Origin of the sequence: Xanthomonas hyacinthi (genome assembly GCF_009769165.1) — a bacterium.
GTDB lineage: Bacteria > Pseudomonadota > Gammaproteobacteria > Xanthomonadales > Xanthomonadaceae > Xanthomonas_A > Xanthomonas_A hyacinthi.
The window spans coordinates 1,116,720-1,139,471 of sequence record NZ_CP043476.1; the positions used below are offsets into that span (position 1 = coordinate 1,116,720).

Here is a 22,752-nt window from a genome sequence, read left to right on the forward strand (position 1 = left end):
GCGACGGCAAGCGTTCCGGCTGCGGAGGGCGTCGGGGCTGAAGCCCCTCCCACAGTGCACCCAGCCCGGCAACCGCAAGCGCCCCAACTATCCCCTGCCCTACTCGCCCATGAACGGCGAGGCCAGCACCTGCGGGCGACGGCCGAGGCCGGCGCCGAGCCGGTCGAGCACGAAGCGCACGTAGAGGTTGGTGCTGAACTGGTTGTAGTCGCGGGCGTTGTTGAAGATCAGCCGCCCGCCCAGGAACAGCTGCGGGGCCAGCTGCCACTCGGCCGCGCCGGCGAGGTTGTAGGACACGCCGGTCTTGCTCTGCCCGGCATAGACCGGCGCAGTGTAGGTGTCCACCAGGCCCAGCAGCGCGGCCAGCGATGCCGCGTCGTAGGCGTCCTGCTGCATCTGCGCGCTGGTCGGGAAGTAGTTGCTGTCGTCGCTGCGGAAATGCTGCACGCCGACGCTGGCGTCCACGCTCCAGTTGACCTTGCGCCCGGACGAACGCCCGCTCCAGTGCACCGGGAAACCGAGGTCGACATAATCCTGCGGGCTGAAGTAGCCGCCCTGGCCGTAGGTGTAGCCGCTCAGGTTCTTGTCGTACTGCATCGCGGTCAGGTTGAGGCCGGCGGTCAGCGACTGGTTCTCGGTTTCCAGCGCGTGCACGTACACGCCCAGGTCCACCTGGCGGTGGTCGTTGTCGGCGACGTTGTGGCCGACCAGGCGATCGGCGGTCAGGTTGGCGTAGCCGCCGAGCAGGCCGTTGTCGAGCGTGGCCGACAGGCGCACGCCGTTGCTGGTCACGCCGCCCCAGCGCAGCCCGGCGCGGCCGTCGTCGACGCCGGCGAAGGACAGCAGGCTGTCGCTGACCGCGCGCCGGAACGCCTGGCCCGAGTAGGTCAGGTTCTCGCCGATCTGGCCGCGGTAGCCGACGCCGCCGACGATGCGCTGTTCGGGGAAGCCGATCGGGGTGCTGCCGAGGTCGGCCGCGAAGCCGCCGTGCTTGTATTTCACCGCCACGCCGACGCCGCTGGCGTCCTGGTCCATGCGCCGCGAGGCCGACCCATTGGCGGCCATCGTGTACAGCGCCTGGCTGAAGCCGGCCGGGGTCAGGCTGGCCGCGGTGCTGTTGGCGGCCAGCGCCTGGAAGCGGGCGATGTCGGCCGCGCTGAGGTCGGCGCTGCGCGAGGCGTCGCCGAGGATGGCGCTGGCCAGGGTGCTGATCGACACGTCCGCGGCGATGTTGCCGAGCAGGAACGCCGACAGCGGCTCGGCATACAGCGCCTGCAGGGCCGCGGCCTCGCGCTGCGCGTTGGTCAAGCTGGCGTCGGTGTCGTTGTACAGCTCGTTGTACAGGCCGGTGTTCACCGCATAGGTGCGCAGTGCGTTGCGGGTGGCGTTGCTGTCGCCCTCGGTGAGCAGCAGCTGGTACAGGTCGCTGCCGACCAGATCGTCGATCGGGGTGCGATCGGCGGCCAGCGCATCGCCCATCGCCGCGCTCGGGCCGGCGCCGAAGCGGCTGGCGGTGGAATAGGCGGTGTCGAGCGTGCCGGCGTCGAGCAGGGTCGGGGTGACGTCGACGCTGAGCTTGCCTTCGCCGACCGCGAATTCGCCGTGCAGCGGCACTTCCAGGTCGTTCAACTTGCCCAGTCCGGCCTCGCCGTCGCGCGCACGGTAGGTGGCGCCGGCGGCCAGGCTGTCGCTGTTCTCCGACTGCACTTCGCGCAGTTCGTCGAGCACGCTGCCGCTGCGCGCCGGATTGGCCAGCGCCTGCGCCTGGCGCGCGCTGCCGGTGGTGGCGACACGGTCGTCGGGATAGTAGGACGGGGCCACGCTGGCAGCTGCCGGCGCGCGCTGGCCCGGCACCGGTAGCGCCGCCAACTGCACACCGCCGGCAGCGCTGGCGCTGGCCGGCGGCGGCAGGTCGTCGCCGCCGCTGGCGTAGGTCGCGCCGGCGGCGGCCGGCATCGCCGGGAATGGGCCCGCACCGGCCGCGCCCGGCATCGCCGGGAGCGGAACCTGGCCGGCCGCGGCATAGGCCGGCGCCGGATAGCCGCCGCCGAGGCTGTCGGAGACCACCGCCGGACTACGCGGCATGCGTCCGCTCATGCCGGCGAACGGGTTCAGCGGGCGCCCGGCGCCGGCGAAGGACGCCGGACCGTTGGCGGCCGGCAGGCCGTTGTCGTGCTGGCCGGCCTCGCGCGCCTGCGCCGCCAGCGCGGCGCGGAAATAGCTTTCGGCCTTGCGGCTCTTGCCGGCGCTGCGGTACACGCGGCCGGCGGCGCTCAACACCGCCGGCGACTCCGGCGCTTTCGCCAGTGCGCGCTGCAGGTAGTCCTCGGCGCTGCCGAGGTCGCGCAGCGCGGCGGCGGTGTTGGCCGCGGCGATCAGCGTGTCCAGGTCGTCGGGCGATTGCTGCAGCTGCTGCTGGTACAGCACCAGCGCCTGGCGCTGGTCGCCGGCGCCGGCGTACAGCCGCGCCAGCGCCGCCACCGCCTTGGGATCCTGGTTCTGCTGCGCCAGCAGCGGCGCCAGCGCGTCGTAGGCCGCTTCCAGGTTGCCCAGTTCGCGCAGCGCATCCACCTGACGCAGTGTGTAGCCGCTGCGCAGCGCCTGGTAGCGGCGCTGCTGCTCGGCGTTCATGTCGGTGTCGCGCAACTGGCGCAGCGTCGCCGCCAGTTCGGCGTCCTGCTGCGCGCGCAGCAGCACGCTGGCGTACTGCAGCCGCGCCTCGGTGTTCGGGTTCTGCGCGACCAGGCGCTGCGCCAGGGTCAGCGCGCGCTGGTTGCTGCCGATGTCGGCGTAGGCGCCGGCCATCGACGCCAGCAGCGCCGGTTGTTCCAGCGCGCCGCCGAGCGCGGCCTCGGTGCGCGCCAGCAGCAGCTGCGCCTCGCCGGCGCGGCCCTGCTGTTGCAGCAGCCGCGCCTGCGCAGCCTGCTGCTCGACCCAGGCGGTGTTGCGCAGCGCACTCATTTCCGCGCTCCGCGCCGCGCTGGGGATGCGTTCCAGGCTGGCGTAGGCGCCGGCCCAGTCGCCGCGGTCCTGCGCCAGCAGCGCACTGGCGTACAGCGCCTCGGGCATGTCGCCGTGCACCGCGAGCAGGCCGTCCATCACGCTGCGCGCCTGGTCCGGGCGCCCGGCCTGCTGGTACAGCCGCGCCAGGTCCAGCCGCACCCACGGATCGGCCGGACGCTCGACCATCGCCGCTTCCAGTTCGCCCTGCGCGGACACCGTGTCGCCGGCCTCCAGCGCCTGCTTGGCGCGGGCGCGCTGCACGTTGGAGCGCAGCGTGGCTTCGCCGCCGGCCTTCTCGCGCTGCGCCGGGCTGAGCCTGGCGAACAATGCGCTGGCCTCGTCGGCACGGCCCTGGCGGCTGTACAGGCCGATCAGGCCCTGCAGCGCGCCGGCATTGTCGGCGCCCAGCGCCAACGCCTGGCGATAGCTGCGTTCGGCCGCGGCCGCATCGCTGGCCGCCTGCAGGTCGCCGAGCAGCACGTAGCCGGTGGCTTCGTTGGGCTGCAGTTTCAGCGCTTGCTGGGTCAGCCGCAGCGCCTCGTCGCTGTCGCCGCGGCCGCGCGCGGCCTGCGCCTGCTGCAGTTGCAGCCAGTAGCGCGCGCTGTCCAGCGCCGAACGCCATTTGCCGTTGCCGGCCGCGGCCGGGCGCAGCAGTTCCTGCGCCTCGCCGAAGCGCTGCTGGCGCAGGCGCACCGAGCCCAGGCCGCCGAGCGCGTCGGCATCGCGCGGACGCGCGCGCAGCACCTGGGTGAAGCGCTGCTCGGCCACCGCGAGATTGCCCGCGTTGAGCGCCTTGAACGCCTCGCCGAGCTGTTCGCCGGCCGGATCGCCGGCCTGCGCGGCACGCTGCTCGCCCAGCTTGGTGGCCTTGGCGGCAACCTCGGCATCGTTCGGATTGGCCGCCAGGAACGCCTGGTACAGCGGCGCGTCGGCGCTGCCGGCATTGAGCCACAGCAGCGCCTGGCGCCAGGCGGCGCGGGCCGGGCCGCCGACATCGGGGCGCTTGCTCATCGCGCCGAGCTGGGCGATGCCTTCGCGCCGCGACGGTTCGCGGTAGGTCAGCACCTGCGCCAGCGCCAGCGCGACGGCGCTGTTGTTGGGCTGCGCGGCGGCCAGGCGGCGCAGGCCATCGCGGGCGCCGTCCCAGCCCTGCGGGGTGCCGGCCAGGGCCTGGTAGTACTCCAGCGCCAGGTGGTCCGGCGGCGCCTTGCCGTCGAACAGCGCCTGGTACTCGCGCACCGCTTCCACGTAGCGTCCGGCCGAGGCGGCGCGGCGCGCGTTGCGCAGGTTGACGCTGTCGCCGCTGCCGCCGATCGCCTGGCTCAGGCGCTGCGTCTGCGGCGCCTGCGGATGCGTCTTCTGCAACTGCTGCAGGCGCTTGCGCGCCTCGCTCTGGCGGCCTTGCGCCAGGTCGATCTGGGCCAGGCCGAGCAGCGCATCGGGCTGGTTCGGGTCGACCCGCAGCAGCTTGCGCCAAGTATCGGCGGCCAGGTCGTCGCGGCCCTGGTCGTGCCAGTAGTTGCCCTGGCCGACCAGTTGCTGGGTGGCGTTGCCGGTCTGCGCGTGCGCGGTGCCGGCGAGCAGGCACAGGTCGATCATGCCGGCCAGGCAGAGAGGCTTGAGTTTCATGCGGAACATTGGGTTCTCCAGGCGGGCTGCAGCAGGCCGTCTGCGGAAAAGCGATAGCGGTTATCGAGCCAGCCGCGCCCGAACAGGACCAGCACCCGATCGTAATAGGGAAGTTTCGCCGCGGCGGCATCGCCGGGCGCGGGAATCTGTTGCGCCTGCGCCTTCAGCAGCAGCGGCTGGCGCAGCGCGCTCAGGTACGGCAGCAGCGCGGCGGCGAAGCCGGGCGGCGCGGTGCCGCTGCCGACGCCCAGGCGCGTGTCCACCTTCTCGCTGAAATGGCCCTGCGCCTGCAGCTGTTGCAGCGGACCGGACAGGTCCTCGAGCAGCGCCTTGCGCAGCGGCTCGCCGGCATCGAGCATGCCGGCCCACAGGTACACGCGGACCGCGTCGTAGCTGCCCAGCGCGCCCTTGCCCGGATCGACCGCGAACGCGCGGCCGTCCCAGCCGATCCAGTCCGGGGCGAAACCGACCGGCGCGCTGTCGCGCAGCAGGCGTGCGCTGCGCTGCGCCAGCCCGGCCCACGGCCCTTTCGGATTGGCGGCGGCGAAACGGCGCAGCAACTGGATCGGCAGGTAGCTGGGGTTGAGCGTCCAGCGCGGCGGCTTGGCGAAGCCCTTCATTGCCGGCAACAGCATGGCGCTGAAGCCGGGCAGCTCGGCCAGTTCGTGGCGCCTTACCAGCGCCAGCATCTGCATGCCGGCCTGGGTGTAGCCGGGCCGCTTCCACAGCCGCCCGGCCTCCAGCAGCGCATAGGCGATCCACAGGTCGGCGTCGCTGGCGGTGTTGTCGTCGAGCACGCGCCAGCTGCCGTCGCCGGCGCGGCCCCACAGCCAGGCCGGCAGCACCTGTTGCGGACGGCCGCCGCTGAGGTTATGCCGGGTCCAGCCGAGCAGCCGGTCGAACAGCACCTGGTCGTTGGCCACCAGCGCGAAGAACAGCGCGTAGGACTGGCCTTCGGAGGTGCTGCGCTGATCGGGGTTGCTGAAATCGATCACCCGTCCGTTGGCGTCGATGTGCTTGGCGACGAAGCCGCTCCACTCACGCCATGGCGCACAGGCCGCCGCCGCGGCCGGCGTTGCCGGCAGCAGCGCCGCCGCGCCCGCGGCGAGCACGCCGCCGAGCACGCGGCGGCGCTGGCGCGCGTGCGCGGTCATTGCCCTTCCCGCAACCGTTGCGCCGAATGCCGGCGCAGCACCACGCGTGCGGCCAGCGCCAGCAGCAGGCTCAGCACCACCACCGCCAGGCCGAGCAGCAGCGGATGCTGCGCGAAGTACCAGCGCGCCCAGGTCGGCAGCGGCAGGTGGCCGACGTAATAGGCCTGGTTGCCGGCCAGGCTGCGGATCTTGCCCTGCTGCAGCAACACCACGCTGCCCTGGAAATCCTTCAGCGTGGCCGGCTCGAACCAGGCGTCGAACAACTGGCCGACGCTGGCCGGGTCCTCGGCCAGCAGCGCGACCACGCTGCGCCCGGGCTTGAGCGGCGACTCGAAGCCCATCAGCACCACGTCGCCCGGGGCCGGCTTCACCGCCACTTCGGCGGTGGTCGGCAGATCGGTGCGGCGCGCGTCGAAGGACAGGAAGCCGGGCAGCTTGTCCAGCACCCAGTCGCTCATCGAGAAGCGCCGGCCGCTGGCGCCGTCGCCGATCGGCAGATGCTCGCTCCAGCGCTGGAACAGCGGCTGCGAGCGCGAGGAGCCGAACACCAGCAGGTCGCTGTCGGCGTGCTGGTCCACTTCGCCGGCATGGATCAGGGTCGCGCGCAGCGCCGGGTAGCCGGTGGACGCGCCGAGCTTGCCGAGCAGGGTCAGCAGGTTGGACACGTCCTGGTCGCTGGCCTCGTCCGGCACCACGATGGTGGATTCGGACAGGTCGGCCAGGCGCGTGAACGGATAGCCGGCATTGCCGAACGCGGCCAGGTTCGGCATCGCCATGTAGTGGTGGAACGAACGCAGGTCCACGCTCGAGTCGGCGTCGATCGCGCCGGACACGTCGGGGAAGGTGTTCTTGCATTCACCGGCCTGCGGGCGGTCGAAGAAGAAGTGGAAGCGCAGCTGGCTGTTGGCCGAGAACGGACCGGTCGGCAGCAGCAGCTTCTGCTCCACCGGCATCGCGCCCTTGGCCTTGAGGTCGTGCCACCACTGCAGCGGCAGCGATTCGGCGTAGGGGCGCCCGCTCAGCGGCAGGGTGGTGACGAAGGCATCGTTGATGCTGACGTTGAGCGCGGACTTGTTGCGCACGTCCGGCACCGTGTAGCGGTAGCGCAGGTTGACCGGGATGCCGTCGCGCTGCCACACGAACAGGTCCGGCGGCAGCTGCAGGCCGACCCGGATCAGGTCCGGATGGTAGCCGCTGACATTGAGCTGCGAGGTCTGCGCGACCAGGTCGGCGAAGCGCACCGGGGCGTCGCTGGAGATCCAGTTCGGCGCGTCGTAGGGCTTGCGCGGCTGCGCCTGCGTGAGTTCGCCGATCCTGGCCACGGCGCCGTTGAACGGCGTGCCCAGCGCCAGCGCGGTGGCGGCCTGCTGCAGGTCGGCGTCGTTGCGGCCGAGCACCAGCAGCAGCTTGCCGGCCGGATCGCGCGGGTTGGACACTACCGCCAGGGTCGGGCCGGCGATCTCGCCCAGGCCGTTCTGCGCGGTGGCCAGTTCGGCCGGCAGCGTGTTCGCGGTGGCGAACAGCACCGCGTTGCCGGTCGCCGGCACGTCGCCGATGGAGACGTTGAACAGCGCGCCGCGGTAGCCGGCCTGCGCGCCGAACCACGAGGACACGATGCCGGCGCTGCGCAGCGTGGCCAGGTCCGGACGCTGCGGGAACACGAACGGCAGTTCCAGCCGGCGCGTGTCGCGCTTGTCGTAGAACGGCACCGGCAGCAGCGCCAGGTCGTTGGCCAGCACCAGCGGCGTGGTGCGCAGCGACAGCCGCGTGGCCGGGTCGATGTTCGCCCACAGGCTGGTGTGGTCGGGGTCCTCGCACTCGCGGGTGTAGTGCCCGATCAGCTGCAGGTTGAGCTGGTTGTAGTCGCCGACCAGGCGCGGATCGATCGGCACGTCGCTTTGCTGCAGCTTGCCGGCGTTCTCGCGGCTCACCGGCAGGGTCGCCACGGTGACGCCGTTGACGGTGACCTTCAGGTGCGACAGTTCCGGCAGCAGCGCCGGCGAGTAGCTGTAGCTCAGGTGCAGCGTCGCCGCCTCGACCACCTCGTCGGTGCGCGCGCTGAACGCCACCCCGGCGCTGCCCTGGATGCCGCGCAGGGTGATCTCGTAGTCCATGCCCAGCTGCTTCAGCGTCGCCGACCGCTCCTGCACGCCCAGCGTCGGCGCGGCGGCAGTGCCGGTTGCGGCCGGCGCCGCCGGGGCGGCGGGAAGCGCGGGCTCCTGCGCCAGCGCCAGGCCGGACAGGATGGTGAGGCAGCACGCAGCCAAGGCAGGTAGGCGCATCGAGGGCAACCGGAAGAAAGAGGGAAGAAAAACAGAAAAGACGCGGCTCACGGCGCGGATTCCTCGCCGGCCGGACGCGCCGGACGGAAGCCGCTACGTACGCTGTCGCCGATGTGCTGGCCCAGGCGCTTGAAGCCGCGCATGCTCGCCGCGAACACCTGGCCCAGCGATTTCCAGAACTTGTCGCGGTCGTGGCGGCCCCACTGCGACACCCAGATGTCGGCGCGGGCGAAGGTGCAGGCGACCAGCCAGCGCTCCTGCTCGATCGACATGGCGCGGAACTGCACGCTGATGTGCCCGTCGCGGTCGTGGCGCACGATCGCCGGCAGGCGCTTTTCGACGTTGCGGTGCGACAGCGCCACCTCCACCAGCGCATCCGGTTCCACCGGCACCGCCTCGATCAGGCGCAGCGCCATGCCGCCGGTGGAGAAGTTGACGCTGCGGCAGGCGATCTCCTGGCCGTCCGGCAGGTACAGCGTGGCCGGGATGTCCAGCGGCACCCGGTGCGAACGGCGCACCTGGCGCATCTCGCTGGCGGTGGCGATGGTGGCGCCGAGCAGCAGCACGTTGTAGACGGTCCAGACCAGGTTGAACCAGATCGTCTGCGCTTCGCCGGTGGCATCCACGTAGATCAGGCGCAGTACCCCGGCGGCCAGGCCGGCCAGGTTCAGCACCAGCAGGAACAGATAGGGCTTGGCGATCTGCCGGTCGAAATAGCTGCGCGTGACCAGGCCGCCCTTGGGGGTGACGTTGAACGTGCCGAGCTTGGGATTGAACAGCGCCACCAGGGTCGGACGCAGGATGTACCAGGCCAGCGTGGTCTCGTAGACCTCGTTCCACAGCAGATGGCGGAACTTGCCCTGGGTGCGCAGGTTGGTCAGGTTGGCCTGCAGGATGTGCGGCAGCGCGTAGGCCAGGATCATCAGCGCCGAGGCGTGGATCACGTGCGCGCCGAAGAACAGGTAGGCCAGCGGCGCGGTCAGGTAGATGATGCGCGGCAGCCCGTAGAAGAAGTGCAGCATCGCGTTGGCGTAGCACAGTCGCTGCGACAGACGCAGGCCCTTGCCGAGCAGCGGGTTGTCCAGGCGCGCGATCTGCGCCATGCCGCGCGCCCAGCGGATGCGCTGGGCGACGTGGCCGGACAGGCTCTCGGTGGCCAGGCCGGCGGCCTGCGGCACGGTCAGATAAGCGCTGCGGTAGCCGTGCCGGTGCAGCTTCAGCGCGGTGTGCGCATCCTCGGTGACGGTTTCCACCGCCACCCCGCCCACTTCCTCCAGCGGCTTGCGCTTGATCACCGCGCACGAGCCGCAGAAGAAGGTGGCGTCCCACTGGTCGTTGCCGTCCTGCAGCAGGCCGTAGAACAGTTCGCCCTCGTTGGGCACCTTGCCGTGGTTGCCGAGGTTGCGCTCGAACGGATCGGCGGAGAAGAAGTAGTGCGGCATCTGCACCACCGCCAGCATGCGGTCGCGCAGGAACCAGCCCATCGCCACCTGCAGGAACGAGCGGGTCGGGATGTGGTCGCAGTCGAAGATCGCCACGTACTCGCCGCTGGACTTCTTCAACGCGGCGTTGATGTTGCCGGCCTTGGCGTGGAAGTTGTTGGTGCGGGTGACGTAGTGGATGCCGGCCTGCACGCAGAACGCGCGGAACTCGTCGCGGCGGCCGTCGTCGAGCAGATAGATGTTGAGCTTGTCCGCCGGCCAGTCCATCACGCTGGCGGCCAGGATGGTGGAGCGCACCACCGACAGCGGCTCGTTGTAGGTGGGAATGAACAGGTCCACCGTCGGCCATTGGCGCTGGTCGGCGGGCAACGGCACCGGGCGCCGGTTCAGCGGCCACAGCACCTGGAAATAGCCCAGCACCAGGATCGTGAAGGCATACACCTCGGCCAGCAGCAGGCACAGGCCGAGGCTGAGATCGACCACGCTGCCCACCCCCATGGTCTGGGTGATGCGCCACCAGATGTAGCGCGAGGACATCGCCAGCGACAGCGCCATCATCACCAGCACGGCGAGCCGGCTGCCGCTGCGGCGCAGCAGCATCGCCGCGGCGAACACCACCAGCGAGAACAGCAGCTGCTGCGGCACGTCCATCGGAATGGCGACCACGAACACCAACAACAAGGCGCCCAGCGCCCACAGCGACCAGGTGGCCAATGTGTGCATGGGTTGACCGGTACGCGATGCGGACGCAGCGCTCATCAGCGATTCCTAACGAAAGGGGGGAGAAGCCGGCGCGCGGTTTCCCCTCCGCGCGGCAACAGGACGACGAGGCGCGGCGCCAGCGGCCGCGCACGGCTCAGCGGTTCTGGAAGCGCTTGAGCGGGCTATCGGGCGCCGCTGCGCGATCGCGGCCGCTGTCGAGCAGGCGCTGGAACAACCCGGTCAGCGGCGTGGCCGTGCCGGCCGACGCCGGCAACGCCGGCTCCGCCGCCGCGGGCCTGGCGAGCGGCGCCGGAGCCGGCTCGGCAGCGACCGGGCGGGCCGCGGGCGGCGCCACCCCCACCCCCAGCTTGGGTTCGGCCGGCGCACGTACCACCGACAGCGTCGGAGCCGATGCCGCCGACGCCAACGCCGCGGCAGGCGGCAGCGGTGCGACAGCAGGCGGTGCGGCGGCCGCAGGTTCCGGCGCGCTCAGCCGCGCCCCGGAAAAATCCTGGTACGCGCTGGCGCCCTGGCTGCCGAGCTTGGCGAACAGGCTGGAAATGTCATCGGCCGCATCGGCGCCCGCATGGTCGGTCTTGTTGGACATCGATCACCCCCTAAGATGATTGTGTAGCCGGTGGAATCGGGTGGCCCGTTCAGGCGACCCGGCACAATACGAAACGACGGACGTCCTCCTCGACGGCCGGCACCGCGCGGATCCCCAGACCCGCCAACATGCCGGCCTGTTCGAACCAGGCGTGGTACACCCCTTCCAGGAACCCATCCGCTCCGGCCGTCTCCCCGGCCAGGGCGATCTGCAACGGCGAGCCGACGTGGTGCAGGTCGACCCGGTCGGCCTGCTCCTCGAAACGCGCATACCCCCACTCCATCCGGTCCCAGACCCGGTTGACCCCGGCCTGCACCTCGTCCAGCGTCGCGCAGACCCCGATCGGATGCTCGCTGGCGAAACGGCGGCCGATCCGCGCCATCAGCAACGCCATGTCCTCCGCCGCCAGTTCTGCCGCGAACTCCTGAGCCAACGCGCGCAGGAAGCCGCGCCACTGCCGCGAACAGGCCTGGGTGCGGAAATGCGTGTGTAGCTCGGGAGAGCTCATCGGGTGATGCCTCTGACGGGAAATTGGCACGGCGGATACTGGATGCAAGGTACTTAGCAAGCACAGTGCCAATACGGCGGGACCGCCATTAATGCGACACAGTTCTCACTTTGCCGCAAATGGTAGCGCACTGTTGCGCCACAGCAAAGTCCCTCTGCGGCGGCGCACGACGGCCGCCATTTTCGTCGCAAGCGGCCGGGGCGTGGCAGGCGCACGTCCCATTATCGAGGATCGGCCGCCACGTCGAAGACGTGCCGCAGATAGGCCAGATAGGCCGGGTCGTCGCACAGGTTCTTGCCCGGCGAGTCGCTGAGCTTGGCCACCGGCTGGCCATTGCAGCGGACCATCTTGATCACGATCTGCAGCGGCGTCGGCCCCAGGTCGTTGGTCAGGTGCGTGCCGACGCCGAAGGCGAGCATGCAGCGGCCGTGAAAATGCGCGTACAGCCGCATCACCTTGTCGATGTCCAGGCCGTCGCTGAACACCAGGATCTTGCTGCGCGGGTCCACCCGCTGCCGCTGCAGGTGCGCCAGCACGCGCTCGCCCCATTCGAACGGGTCGCCGGAGTCGTGGCGCATGCCGTCGAACAGCTTGCAGAAGTACAGGTCGAAGTCGCGCAGGAAGGCATCCAGCCCGACCACGTCGGACAGCGCGATGCCGAGGTCGCCGCGGTATTCGCGCGCCCACGACTGCAGCGCCGCGGCCTGCGAATCGCGCAGCCGCGGGCCCAGCGCCTGGAACGCCTGCAGGTACTCGTGGGCCATCGTGCCCAGCGGGGTCAGCCCGTAGCGGCAGGCGAAATACACGTTGCTGGTGCCGACGAACTGCGCGCCCAGGGTCTGCTGCAGCACCGGCAACAGCTCGCCGTGCCAGGCCCGCGAATAGCGGCGGCGGGTGCCGTAGTCGGCGATCGCGCACGCACCGTAGCCGCTGCTGTCGCGCAGCAGCGCGATCTTGGCCTGCAGCCGGCGCAGGCCCTCGGCATGGTCGTCGCCGCCGGTATTGCGGAACCAGACCTCGTTGACGATCGCCAGCAGCGGCACCTCGAACAGGATGGTGTGCAGCCACGGCCCGCGGATGCTCAGTTCGATCTCGCCCGGCACCGTGGCCGAGGCCTGCAGCTGCAGGTACTTGCGGTCCAGATGGAACAGCGCCAGGAAATCGGCGAAGTCCGGCTTGATGAAGCGCAGGCCGCGCAGGTAGTCCAGTTCCTCGGCGCGGAAGCGCAGCGTGCACAGCGCATCGATCTCGGCCGAGATCTGCTCCAGGAATTGCGCCAGGTCGATGCCCGGGGTACGGCACTTGAAGCGGTATTCCACCTGCGCGCCGGGATGCTGGTGCAGCACCGCCTGCATCATCGTGAACTTGTAGAGGTCGGTGTCGAGCAGCGAATCGATGATCATCGCGCGATTATGCGCCCACCGTGTTGCCGGCTCCCGCCTTTCCCGTGTAGGAGCTCCGGGTGGCCTCGGGCCATCAGCCGCGACGGCGTTTCCCGGCGAAGCCCGTCGCGCTTGAAACTGCTCCTACACAGGATGCGTCAGGGCGCGGGGCGCCGCGCCAGCACCGCCTGCGCCGGCTTGTGCTGCACGGTGAAATCGCTGTCGTGCGCGCCGCCGGCGTCCGGATCGGTGTACCAGCACCAGAGCGCGATGCCGGCGATGCGCTGCTCGCCGAGCACGCGGCGCCAGTCCTGCAGCACCTGCGCCTGCAGCGCGGTGTCCACCGCGGCATTGCGTTGCTCGGGACTCTCCCATGGCGCGGCCAGGCTGCCGCGCGCCGAGCGCAGCCCCAATTCCGCCACCCACACCGGGCGCCCGCTGCGCGTGCCCAGCGCCTGCACCCGTGCGGCCGCCGCGCGCATCTGCGCCAGCCGCTGCGCCGGCACCGACGCCAAGGCCGGATACAGGCTGGTGCCGACGAAATCGAAGCGGTCCCAGTAGCCGAAGCGCTCGGCCTGCTCCAGGCCGTCGGCCACATAGCCGAGCGGGCCGCGATAGACCTGGCGCACCGCCGCCACCAGCGCCGGCCACTGCGGCGCGTCCTGCAGGCCGCGCAATTCGGTGCCGACGATCAACGCCCCGGCCTGCTCGTCGACGGCGACCTGCGCCAGTTGCAGCAGCACGCGCCGGTAGGCCGCGAACCAGGCCTGGCGATCGGCCGGTGCGGCATCGCCGGCCCAATGCCCCGGGATCCACAGATGCACCTTCAGCACCGGCTGCAGGCCGGCCGCGCGCATCTGCCGCAGGCCGGCACGCACCTGCTCGGGACTGCTGTCGCTGCCCAGCACCGGATCGTCGGACTGCGGCGTGGCCTGCCAGACGAAGGCGACCAGCAGCGCGCGCTCGGCACCGGCGTCGGCCAGCTGCTGCAGCGAGCGCTGCGCCGCGGCGCTGCCCCACGGCGCCTGCGCCGACACCTTGACGTTGGCGCCCATCCACGGCGCCGGCGCCGGCGGCGCCGCGCCGCAGCCGCCCGCGCTCAGCGCTAACAACATGCCGGCCAACACCCTCACGGCAATCGACGCCATACCCGGTAGGCCCCTTGTCGGTAAACCAGACTGTAGCCCGGCAAGCCCTGTTGCCACAGCTGCGGCAGGCGCCGGTTGACGCTGTCCAGGGCGCCGGCCTGACTGGCCGGGTCGGCCACCACCACCTGCGCCGGCATCTGCCCCGGGTCGTCCAGGGCGCGCTTGAAGCGCGGGTCGAACGGCAGGATCAGGCCTTGCGCATCGCCGCGCGCCGCGATCACCGCGTAGCCGGCGCGATCGTCGAGCAGGGTCGGCAGCCGCGCCTCGGCCAGCCAGGCACCCAGCCGCGCTTCGTCCGGGTGCCGCGGCACCACCGGCGCGTACAGCGCCGCCGCCCAATCGCGGGTGGTCGACGCGGCAGTCTGCGCGATGACCCAGGCGCTGACGGCGGCGCCGAGCAGCAGCAAGCCCAGCGCCAGCCAGCGCAGCGCGCGGCGCAGGTCGCCGAGCACCAATGCCGCCGGCACCACCATCAGCGCCAGGAAATCCAGCGGCTGCGCGCTGAAACGCGCCCAGGCGGCCAGCGTGCCAGCGCCGATCACGGTGCAGGCCGCGACCAGCACGCAGCGCCAGGTGCTGCGCAGGCGCGTGTGCCGCGCCAGCAACAGCAGCGGCGTGGTGACCAGGCCGGCCAGCGCCAGCCACAGCGGCGGCCACCACGGCCGCGCCATCGCCTGCTGCAGCCACGGCTGCAGCGCCGCCTGCGCGTAGCTGCCGCGGAACGCCGAATGCTGGTCGCGCACGAACAGCAGCGCATCGCCGAAGAACAGGTAGTTCAGGTACATCCAGGTCGCGACCGCGAACAGGAACGGCAGGTAGCAGACCAGGTAGAACGACAGCGGCGCGCGCCGCAGCATGCCCTGCGGCGCGATCAGGCCCAGCCACGGCGCCATCGCCACGGCCAGGAAGAAGGCGCGCTCGTCGACGAAGAACAGCAGGCACAGGCCCAGCGCCAGGCGCAGGTAGGCGAAGGCTTCCGGGTCGCCGCGGAAATGGCGCAGCGCGCGGCAGGTCAAGTAGAACAGCAGCAGGCCCACGCCCTGGTTGTTGCCCGACAGCGTCGGCCACAGGAAGAACGGCTGCAGCAGCAGCGCCGCGCACAGGCTCCAGGCCCAGGCGCGGCCCAGGTCCGCGGCGATGTCGCGCCACAGCAGGGTCACCATCGCCGCGCCGGCGAGCACATCCACCAGGTACGGCAGCAACGGCGTGGACAGCCCCGGCACGCCGCCGATCAGCAGGCCCAGGTACAGCGAGGCCTGCGCATACAGGAAGCCGAGATATTCGGTGCGGAAGCCGGCCGCGTCGCGCAACAGCAGCAGCTTGGCGTACTGCGCCATCGCGTCGTCGCTCATGTAGCCGTGCGCGAGCAACCGCTGGCACAGCAGCGCCAGCACTGCGGCGGTGGCCACGAACACCGCCACGCCGCGCGGGCGCCGCGGCGTCTCAGTCGTCGAGTGCGGCGCGGCGCTCTTCGGCCATGTGCTTGCTGATGCCATGGGTGGTCTTTTCCCAGTAGAACGGATTGTGGATGAGCTGCCACAGGCCCTTGTAGGCGGCGACCGATTGCAGCAGCCAGTACAGCGGCACGGTCAGCGCGTACGGCGCCAGCCGGAAGTAGTCGCGCTTGAACGCCGCCAACAAGGTCATGTAGATCAGGAAGCCGTTGCCGAGCAGCAGGTTGAGCAGGCTCAGGTACAGCAGCGCGGGCGGGAAGAACGGATCGAAGAACCTCGATCCGGCCACCAGCCACAGGCCGTAGCTCAACCACATCAGCGGCGCGGCCAGCGCGGTGAAGAAGGTCCCGCCGACGAACAGCTGGAAGCCCCAGAAGCCACGGAAGCCGACCGAGCGGTACAGCTGCAGCGGATCGCGCATATGCACCAGCCAGGTCTGCATATAGCCCTTGAGCCAGCGCGAGCGCTGCCGGATCCAGTTGGGAATGCTGACGTTGGCCTCCTCGAACGTGGTCGAGTTGACCACGCTGACCCGGTAGCCCTGCTGGGTCAGGCGCACGCCCAGGTCGGCGTCCTCGGTGACGTTGTACGGGTCCCAGGCGCGGACCTTGCGCAGGATGTCCAGGCGGAAATGGTTGGAGGTGCCGCCCAGCGGAATCGGGATGCGCAGCGTTTCCAGCGCCGGCAGGTAGAAGTCGAACCACAGCGTGTATTCCAGCGTGAACATGCGCGTGAGCCAGTTCTCGTCGGCGTTGTAGTAGTTCAGCCGCGCCTGGATGCAGGCCACGTCGGCCGGCGACTTGCGGAACGCGGCGACCGCGCGCTTGAGCTGATCCGGCTCCGGCTTGTCCTCGGCGTCGTAGATGGTCAGCATCTGCCCGCGCGCGAACTGCAGCGCGTAGTTGCACGCCTTCGGCTTGGTCTTGGGCTGCGACGGCGGCACCCGGATGATCTCGAAGAACGCCTCCAGGCCCAGCGCCTTGGCCGCCTCGATGGTCTCGATATCGTCGGCCTCCAGCACCAGCTTCACGTCCAGCTTGGAGGTCGGGTAGTCGAGCCGGCGCAAGGCGTTGGCCAGGATCGGCAGCACGTCCGGCTCCTTGTACATCGGCACCAGCACCGTATACACCGGCAGGTCCTCGTCGCCGAGCGCGGCGACCTCCTCGTCGCTGACCTTGATGTCGATGCGGCGGTGCGCGCCGCGCCAGGCCAGCACGAACTTCAGGCAGAAGGTGGCCAGGAACCCCACCCCGATCACCGTGTTGATCGTGATCAGGCTCGGCACCGGCCACAGCACCAGGACCAGGCTCAGCAGCAGCACCAGCGCCCACAGGAACACCACCTGCCTGCGGGTGATCACCTGCTTGGCCGAATGCTCCGGCGCATGCTCGGCGAGCAGGTTCAGCGCATCGTGGGTGAGCTGCGCATCGGCCTGCTGCTGCAGGCCCCAGACGATGTCGAACTTGGAGGTGCCGACGAAGCGCACGTCCTCACCGTACAGATTGCGCGCCCAGGCGAAGGTCTCCGGGCCGGGATCGGCCACCGCCAGCACCAGCCGGCCCTCTTCCTGCCGCCACGGCAGCACCAGCCGCTGCGCGTAGTCGGCCAGCCGCTGCGGTTCGAACAGCGCCGAGTCGATCGGCTGCTGCAACAGGTTGACGAAGTTCAGCCCGAAATGCGCCGACAGCACGGTATAGAAACGCAGTGCGGTGACCCCGCGCTGCGCCAGCACCACATCGCCCAGGCGCGAACGCCAGCGCGCCTGCAGCGCCAGCGCATCCTGCAGCTGCGCCGCGTCGATGACCCCGGCCTCGACCAGCGCGGTGCCGATCGGGGTCTGCCAGCCGCGCGGCTCGGGCACGCTGCCGAGCAGGACGATCGCCTCGCCGGTGCTGCCGTCGACCACGGAATCATTCACTGCGGTCACCGTCAGAACCGCCACCAGGCGGCGACGAACGGGCCGCCGGCGCCGCCGGTGTTGCGCCCGGCCAGCGGCTGCTGGTAGCCGAGCTGCAACTGGGTGCCGCCGGGCAGCGTGTGCAGCAGCGAGGCCTGCAGCTTGGTCAGGTCGTAGTTGTTGCCGCGGATCGGAGTGCTGTCGCCGGGCGCGTAGACCGGGTTGGGGCCGTTGCCGTTGCCCAGGCCCTGGATCACGTTGAGTTCGCCGATCAGCATCCAGCGCGGCGCCAATGCCAGGCCGCTGCTGATGTCCAGGCGCGCCTCGTCGGCGGCGTCGCCGCCGCGCAGGCGCACCGCCGCGCCGAGGTCCACGTAGCCGTCGAGGCTGCCGGCCCGATAGCCGCGGCCGACGCTGTAGCGCAGTTCGGCGCCGTAGTCACCCTGCCCCAGCGCCGGATGGTCGCGGTCGTTGGCCACGTCGCGCCAATCCTGCCGGCCGTAGCCGGGAATCAGCGCCAGCACCTGCGCCGCGCCCTGCCACGGGCCATCGCGGCCGTCCGGATCCAGGCGGTAGCGCAGCCCCACTTCCTGGTCGGCCCAGCCGGTCGCGTGCCGGTCGCCGTAGCTGGCGTCGTTGCGGTAATCGGCCTTGCTGAAATAGAAGTTGCCGACCAGGGTCAGGTCGGCGCTCAGCGCGTATTCGGCGTACAGGTTCAGCTGGTCCTGGCGGCTGCGCCCGGCATCGGGGAAATTCCGGCTCTGGCTGTGGCTGTTGTAGACCGCGCCGCCGTCGCTATGGCTGGCCTTGAGGATCACCAGCGCGGCGCCTTCGTCCTGCACCCAGGCACCGGCGAAACACGGCCCCGCGGCCAGTGCCAGTGCCAGTGCCGCCAGGCCCAGCGCCGATCGCGACAGCGCGCGTGCGCGCCGGCCCGAGCGGTGCCGCGCGCAACCGTTGCTTGCCATGGAAGCGGGTGCCGCGCATGCGCGCGAGCACGAGTGCGGGCACTCGCCGTACGACTGGTTCATCGCTATTGTTTCCTGGTGGGCGGCCCCTGGAACAGGGGGCAGGAAACGATCCCGTAGCGGAATCGCGACAGGAACGTAGCACCTTTCCCGCGTGATTCACATCACGCGATAAAAGAATTTGTCATCCCGCATACGGACTGCCGCTACGCTCGCACCAGTCTGGTGCTGCGTTCAGCCAGGACGGCGCCAGCACAAGCGGGCGAAGGTCACCCCGGCATGCAGCCAGATCGCCGCCCACACCGCCGCACGCACCGGCGCGGCGCGCCTCGGCGCCTCGAACTTGCGGAAATAGCGCCACAGCCCGCGATGCTTGTGCCATTCCACGAACCAGGGCCGCTTGCGGCTGGAAACGCCGCGCACATGCAGCACGCGCAGGCTGTTGAGTACCGCCACCGTGGCCCCGGCCTGGCGCGCGCGGCGGCACAGGTCCAGGTCCTCGGCATGCAGGCGGTAGCCGGCGTCCCAGCCGCCGATGCGCGCGAACAACGCGCGCGGCAGCAGCATCAGCGCGCCGGAGATCGCGTCCACGCGCTGCAGCGGCTGCGCCGGATCGGCCGCCAGCGCCAGCCGCGCACCGGCCAGCGGCCGCCGCAGCATCGCCGCGAAATCCGGATCGCGGCGGCGCACCGCAGCGTCGGCGCGGCCGTGCTCGTCGACCTGCTCCACGCCGAGCAGCGCGTCGCCGAGCGCGGCCACCTGCGCGCGCAGCAGCGCCAGCGTGTCGGCCTCGACCATCAGGTCCGGATTGACGAACGCCAGCCACGGCGCGTCGCTGGCCGCCGCGCCCTGGTTGCAGGCGCTGGCGAAGCCGGGGTTGTCGGGATTGGCGATGAAGCGCACGCGCGGATCCTCCAACGCGTGGCGCTGCACGATCGCCAGGGTGGCGTCGCGCGAGGCATTGTCGACCACGCGGATCTGGGCGACGTCGGCCGCCGCGCGCAGCCGCTGCAGGCAGGCATCGATGGTGCTGCCGCTCTCGTAGGTCACTACCACCGCGGCCATCTGCTGTTCGCTCATGCGCCGATTATCCCGCAACGCGGCGGCGCCGACACGCGGCGGGCGTGGCGGGCACCCGCATTGCCGCGCATAATCCTCGCGCGTCGACGCGCAGCCCGCCTGGCAGCAGGCCGCCGTCCACGGAGCTGCGGAGATCTCCGCGTCTTTTTCCCCTTGCACAGTGCAGATGCCGGCCAGCGCTCGTTCCTGTCCAACGCTGCCGCCACGACTCAGAAACCGCGCACGCCGCTCCGGCCTGCGCGCGTGCCGACGGCCCGGCGGCGGCACCCATTCAGCCGATATATCCATCGGACGTATCCATAGCACCGCAGATCATTGGTCTAGACCAGATCGCGGGGCAAGTATGCGCTTCCCGCTCCCGCCGGCAGTCCCCGCCGCCATGCGCCCGCTGCGCGTCATGCTCGAATACTTCCACCCGTGGCCGAACTCGGCCGGCTTCTACCTGGCGCGCGAACGCGGCTGGTACCGCGACTGCGGCCTGGAGCTGGTGCTGCAATTGCCCGATCCCTGGCACGGCGACGGCCTGGCGCACCTGCTGCGCGGCGACTGCGACTTCGCGGTGTTCCCCAGCAACCGCCTGCTGGTGCGCCGCGCCGGCGGGCAGCCGCTGCGCGCGATCGCGGCGATCAACCAGTGCGGGCTCGAGGCGATCCAGACCCTGACCGGCCTGGGCATCGGCCGCCCGCGCGACCTGGGCGGACGCCGGCTGGCGATGAACCCGACGCCGCGCGGGCTGGCGATGGTGCGGCACCTGGTCGCGCACGACGGCGGCGATCCGGATGCGCTGACGATCGTGGATGCCGGCACCCGCGAACTGCGGCCGGAAGACCTGGCCGCCGGCGTCGCCGATGCCAGCTTCGGCGGCTACTGGGCCTGGGAAGCGCTGATGGACAGCCGCATCGATGCCGCGCGGCGCGTGACCTGGCCGGTCGCCGCGCTCGGCGCGCCCGCCTACCACAGCTATCTGCTCGGCGCGCATGAACGCACCCTGGCCACGCAGGCGCAGCAGGTGCGCGCGTTCCTCGCCGCCACCGCGCGCGGGTTCCTGGCCGCGGCGGCCGCGCCGCTGGACGCGCTCGACGCCTACGAGCGCGCCACCCCGTATTTCCCGCGCAGCCTGCTGTCCGCCTCGCTGCACGCGATCGCGCCGACCTGGCTGCACGCCGGGCGCTGGGGACAGATGCGCCAGCCGCTGCTGCAGGGCTATGCGTACTGGCTGGCGCAGCATGGCGTGCTGGCCGACGCCGAGGCCTGGCGCGGCGCCGCCGACCCGCGCTTCCTGGCCGGGGCCGCGGCATGAGCGCGCAGCACCAGATGCACAGCATGAGCGCGGCCACCGCGGCGCCCGACTGGCCGCCGCTGCGCGCCGACGAGGTGGACACGCTGCTGCGGCGCTTCGCGCTGCCCGACGCGATCCACGCGTTGCGCTGGCACAGCCCGCGCCCGTTCTCCGCGGCGGCCGAGGTCGAGACCGGCGCCGGCGCGCTGTTCGTCAAGCGCCATCACCGCCGCCTGCGCGACGTGCGCACGCTGGGCGAGGAGCATCGCTTCATCGCCCACCTGCGCGCACGCGGCGCGCCGGTGCCGCTGCTGCTGCATACCGCCGAGGGCGCCACCGCAGTGCAATTGGGCGACTGGACCTACGAGGTGCAGCGCGCCGCCGAGGGCGAGGACGCCTATCGTGAGGCGGCGTCGTGGACCGCGTTCGCCGGCACTGCCCACGCCTATGCCGCCGGGCGCGCACTGGCCGGCCTGCACCGCGCCGCCAGCGGCTATGCCGCCGCACCGCGCAGCACCACGCTGCTGGTCGCCAACCTGCGCCTGTTCGGCCAGCCGCAGCCGCTGCCGGCGCTGCAACGCGATCTCGCACGGCGGCCGGCACTGGCCGCCTGGCTGCAGCGCCGCGACTGGCGCGCCGATCTGCGCACGCACCTGCTGCCCTGGCACGCGCAGGCCTGGCCGCTGCTGCGTTCGCCGCCGCCGGCGCTGTGGACGCACGGCGACTGGCACGCCTCCAATCTGCTGTGGCGCGGCCAGGGCGATGCCAGCGCGGTCAGCGCGGTGTTCGACTTCGGCCTGGCCGACCGCAACTTCGCGCTGTACGACCTGGCCACCGCGATCGAACGCAACCTGGTGCCATGGCTGCACCTGGACGACGGCGGCCGCGCCGTCGCCGAGCTCGACCAGCTCGACGCACTGCTGCGCGGCTACGCCGCACTACTGCCGCTGGACCCTGCGCAGCTGCGCGTGCTGGCGGCGCTGCTGCCGCTGGTGCATGCCGATTTCGCGCTGAGCGAGATCGAGTACTTCGCCGGCATCACCGGCTCGGACGCGAATGCGGACATCGCCTACCGGCGCTACCTGCTCGGCCACGCCGACTGGTTCGGCGGCGAGGAGGGCCAGCGCCTGCTGCAACACCTGCAGCGGCGCGCGGCGGCGTGGCGATGAGCGCTCCCGCCACGCCGCTGATCGACGTCGCCACCCTGGCCGCACAGCTGGACGCGCCGCGGCTGCGCCTGTTCGACGCCAGCGTCGAACTGCCGGCACCGCGCTTCGACGGCGACTACCGCCCGGCCAGCGGCGCCGACGGCTGGCGCCAGGCGCACATCCCGGGTGCGCGGCATGCCGACCTGCTGCACGCACTGAGCGATCCGCAGGCCGGCTTCGGCTTCGCGCTGCCGGAGCGTGCGGCGCTGCTCGCGGCACTGCAGCGGCTGGGCATCGGCGACGGCTGCCTGCCGGTGCTCTACGACCGCAGCGACGGCTTCTGGGCCGCGCGGCTGTGGTGGATGTTGCGCAGTGTCGGCATCGACGCGCAGGTGCTGGATGGCGGCTGGCGCGCCTGGCGTGGCGCCGGCCTGCCCAGCGCCAGCGGCGAGCCCGCAACGCCGGCATCGGCATCGGCATCGGCAATGCTCACGGCCGCGCCGCGGCCGGCGGCGTGGGTGGATCGGCGGTATATCGAGGCGGTGCTGGCCGGGGACGCAGCAGGAACCCTGGTCTGCGCGCTGTCGGCGCCGCTGTTCGCGGGCCGCGCGCCGAGCCGCTACGCCCGCCGCGGGCATATCCCCGGCAGCCGCAACCTGCCGGCACGCGCGCTGTTCGACGCCGCCGGCCATTACCTGCCGCCGGCGCAGCTTGCGAGGATCCTGGCGCCGCTGCAGGCCGCAGCGCGGCCGCTGCTGCTGTATTGCGGCGGCGGCATCAGCGCCGCCGCCGTGGGGTTGGCGCTGAGCCTGCTCGGCGAGACCGCAGTGGCGGTCTACGACGGCTCGCTGCAGGAATGGGCGGCCGATCCGGCGCTGCCGCTGGTGGCGCTGGCGAATGTCTCCAGCGCGAGCGAACGCGCGTCCGATGCCGATGCCGGCGCGGCGATGCCGCGCGCGACGGACGGCTCGCCCACAGACGCGGCGGAGCCGCGCCGATGACCTCTCGCTCGCAACGCATCGCGCGTCGCAGGCGCTGCCGCGGCCGCGCGCTGCGCCGCCGCGCCCCC

At 71.4% G+C, this 22,752-nt stretch carries 15 protein-coding genes; 3 read left to right on the forward strand and 12 right to left on the reverse strand.

Going from position 1 to position 22,752, the window contains the following annotated elements; genetic code table 11:
• Positions 1–99: 99 nt before the first annotated feature.
• The 12 genes from FZ025_RS05155 to FZ025_RS05210 form a co-directional block, all read right to left on the reverse strand.
• Positions 100–4,641: a cellulose biosynthesis protein BcsC gene (locus tag FZ025_RS05155; RefSeq protein WP_104557778.1), complete on the reverse strand. Its 4,542-nt coding sequence runs from the start codon at positions 4,639–4,641 to the stop codon at positions 100–102.
• The gene (gene bcsZ / locus FZ025_RS05160) at positions 4,629–5,786 is read right to left on the reverse strand and encodes a cellulose synthase complex periplasmic endoglucanase BcsZ (RefSeq protein WP_104557780.1); all 1,158 of its coding nucleotides are present in this window, start codon (positions 5,784–5,786) and stop codon (positions 4,629–4,631) included. Before bcsZ ends, FZ025_RS05155 begins: the two co-directional genes overlap by 13 nt.
• The gene (bcsB, locus tag FZ025_RS05165; protein ID WP_104557782.1) at positions 5,783–8,068 is read right to left on the reverse strand and encodes a cellulose biosynthesis cyclic di-GMP-binding regulatory protein BcsB; all 2,286 of its coding nucleotides are present in this window, start codon (positions 8,066–8,068) and stop codon (positions 5,783–5,785) included. The genes bcsZ and bcsB overlap by 4 nt, the downstream gene beginning before the upstream one ends.
• 47 nt (positions 8,069–8,115) lie before the next feature.
• On the reverse strand, positions 8,116–10,269 hold the full coding sequence (gene bcsA / locus FZ025_RS05170; RefSeq protein WP_104557784.1) for a UDP-forming cellulose synthase catalytic subunit: 2,154 nt from the start codon (positions 10,267–10,269) through the stop codon (positions 8,116–8,118).
• A 97-nt stretch (positions 10,270–10,366) separates the two neighbouring features.
• Entirely contained in the window at positions 10,367–10,819 is a 453-nt protein-coding gene (locus FZ025_RS05175) for a hypothetical protein (RefSeq protein ID WP_104557786.1), read from the reverse strand.
• Between the two features lie 49 nt (positions 10,820–10,868).
• Positions 10,869–11,327, reverse strand: coding sequence for a cellulose biosynthesis protein BcsD (gene bcsD, locus FZ025_RS05180; protein ID WP_104557788.1), 459 nt, complete (start codon positions 11,325–11,327; stop codon positions 10,869–10,871).
• Between the two features lie 221 nt (positions 11,328–11,548).
• Complete coding sequence (pncB, locus tag FZ025_RS05185; protein ID WP_104557790.1) at positions 11,549–12,730, reverse strand: nicotinate phosphoribosyltransferase; 1,182 nt, start codon at positions 12,728–12,730, stop codon at positions 11,549–11,551.
• A 137-nt stretch (positions 12,731–12,867) separates the two neighbouring features.
• Positions 12,868–13,857 carry a glycoside hydrolase family 113 gene (locus FZ025_RS05190; protein ID WP_104557792.1) on the reverse strand — a complete coding sequence of 330 codons (990 nt, stop codon included), beginning with the start codon at positions 13,855–13,857 and terminating at the stop codon, positions 12,868–12,870.
• Positions 13,839–15,353, reverse strand: coding sequence for a hypothetical protein (locus FZ025_RS05195; RefSeq protein ID WP_104557794.1), 1,515 nt, complete (start codon positions 15,351–15,353; stop codon positions 13,839–13,841). The genes FZ025_RS05190 and FZ025_RS05195 overlap by 19 nt, the downstream gene beginning before the upstream one ends.
• Complete coding sequence (locus tag FZ025_RS05200) at positions 15,301–17,190, reverse strand: glycosyltransferase family 2 protein (RefSeq protein WP_244292516.1); 1,890 nt, start codon at positions 17,188–17,190, stop codon at positions 15,301–15,303. The genes FZ025_RS05195 and FZ025_RS05200 overlap by 53 nt, the downstream gene beginning before the upstream one ends.
• Positions 17,191–17,240: 50 nt before the next feature.
• Positions 17,241–18,239 carry a hypothetical protein gene (locus FZ025_RS05205; protein ID WP_046978098.1) on the reverse strand — a complete coding sequence of 333 codons (999 nt, stop codon included), beginning with the start codon at positions 18,237–18,239 and terminating at the stop codon, positions 17,241–17,243.
• A gap of 171 nt (positions 18,240–18,410) precedes the next feature.
• Positions 18,411–19,256, reverse strand: a complete 846-nt coding sequence (locus tag FZ025_RS05210; protein WP_046978099.1) for a glycosyltransferase family 2 protein — start codon at positions 19,254–19,256, stop codon at positions 18,411–18,413.
• A 379-nt stretch (positions 19,257–19,635) separates the two neighbouring features.
• On the opposite strand from FZ025_RS05210, the gene FZ025_RS05215 reads away from it, so the two are divergent.
• The 3 genes from FZ025_RS05215 to FZ025_RS05225 are packed head-to-tail and all read left to right on the forward strand — an operon-like array spanning position 19,636 to position 22,684.
• Positions 19,636–20,556: an ABC transporter substrate-binding protein gene (locus FZ025_RS05215; RefSeq protein ID WP_046978100.1), complete on the forward strand. Its 921-nt coding sequence runs from the start codon at positions 19,636–19,638 to the stop codon at positions 20,554–20,556.
• Complete coding sequence (locus FZ025_RS05220) at positions 20,553–21,704, forward strand: phosphotransferase enzyme family protein (RefSeq protein WP_046978101.1); 1,152 nt, start codon at positions 20,553–20,555, stop codon at positions 21,702–21,704. Before FZ025_RS05215 ends, FZ025_RS05220 begins: the two co-directional genes overlap by 4 nt.
• Entirely contained in the window at positions 21,701–22,684 is a 984-nt protein-coding gene (locus FZ025_RS05225; RefSeq protein WP_104557796.1) for a sulfurtransferase, read from the forward strand. Before FZ025_RS05220 ends, FZ025_RS05225 begins: the two co-directional genes overlap by 4 nt.
• Positions 22,685–22,752 lie beyond the last annotated feature (68 nt).

Coding starts and splice junctions, on each gene's coding strand:
- bcsD (WP_104557788.1), bottom strand. CDS start 11,327: ATGAGCTCTCCCGAGCTACACACGCATTTCCGCACCCAGGCCTGTTCG.
- FZ025_RS05215 (WP_046978100.1), top strand. CDS start 19,636: ATGCGCCCGCTGCGCGTCATGCTCGAATACTTCCACCCGTGGCCGAAC.
- bcsB (WP_104557782.1), bottom strand. CDS start 8,068: ATGCGCCTACCTGCCTTGGCTGCGTGCTGCCTCACCATCCTGTCCGGC.
- bcsZ (WP_104557780.1), bottom strand. CDS start 5,786: ATGACCGCGCACGCGCGCCAGCGCCGCCGCGTGCTCGGCGGCGTGCTC.
- FZ025_RS05220 (WP_046978101.1), top strand. CDS start 20,553: ATGAGCGCGCAGCACCAGATGCACAGCATGAGCGCGGCCACCGCGGCG.
- FZ025_RS05205 (WP_046978098.1), bottom strand. CDS start 18,239: ATGAACCAGTCGTACGGCGAGTGCCCGCACTCGTGCTCGCGCGCATGC.
- bcsA (WP_104557784.1), bottom strand. CDS start 10,269: ATGAGCGCTGCGTCCGCATCGCGTACCGGTCAACCCATGCACACATTG.
- FZ025_RS05155 (WP_104557778.1), bottom strand. CDS start 4,641: ATGTTCCGCATGAAACTCAAGCCTCTCTGCCTGGCCGGCATGATCGAC.
- pncB (WP_104557790.1), bottom strand. CDS start 12,730: ATGATCATCGATTCGCTGCTCGACACCGACCTCTACAAGTTCACGATG.
- FZ025_RS05175 (WP_104557786.1), bottom strand. CDS start 10,819: ATGTCCAACAAGACCGACCATGCGGGCGCCGATGCGGCCGATGACATT.
- FZ025_RS05225 (WP_104557796.1), top strand. CDS start 21,701: ATGAGCGCTCCCGCCACGCCGCTGATCGACGTCGCCACCCTGGCCGCA.
- FZ025_RS05195 (WP_104557794.1), bottom strand. CDS start 15,353: ATGGCATCAGCAAGCACATGGCCGAAGAGCGCCGCGCCGCACTCGACG.
- FZ025_RS05210 (WP_046978099.1), bottom strand. CDS start 19,256: ATGAGCGAACAGCAGATGGCCGCGGTGGTAGTGACCTACGAGAGCGGC.
- FZ025_RS05190 (WP_104557792.1), bottom strand. CDS start 13,857: ATGGCGTCGATTGCCGTGAGGGTGTTGGCCGGCATGTTGTTAGCGCTG.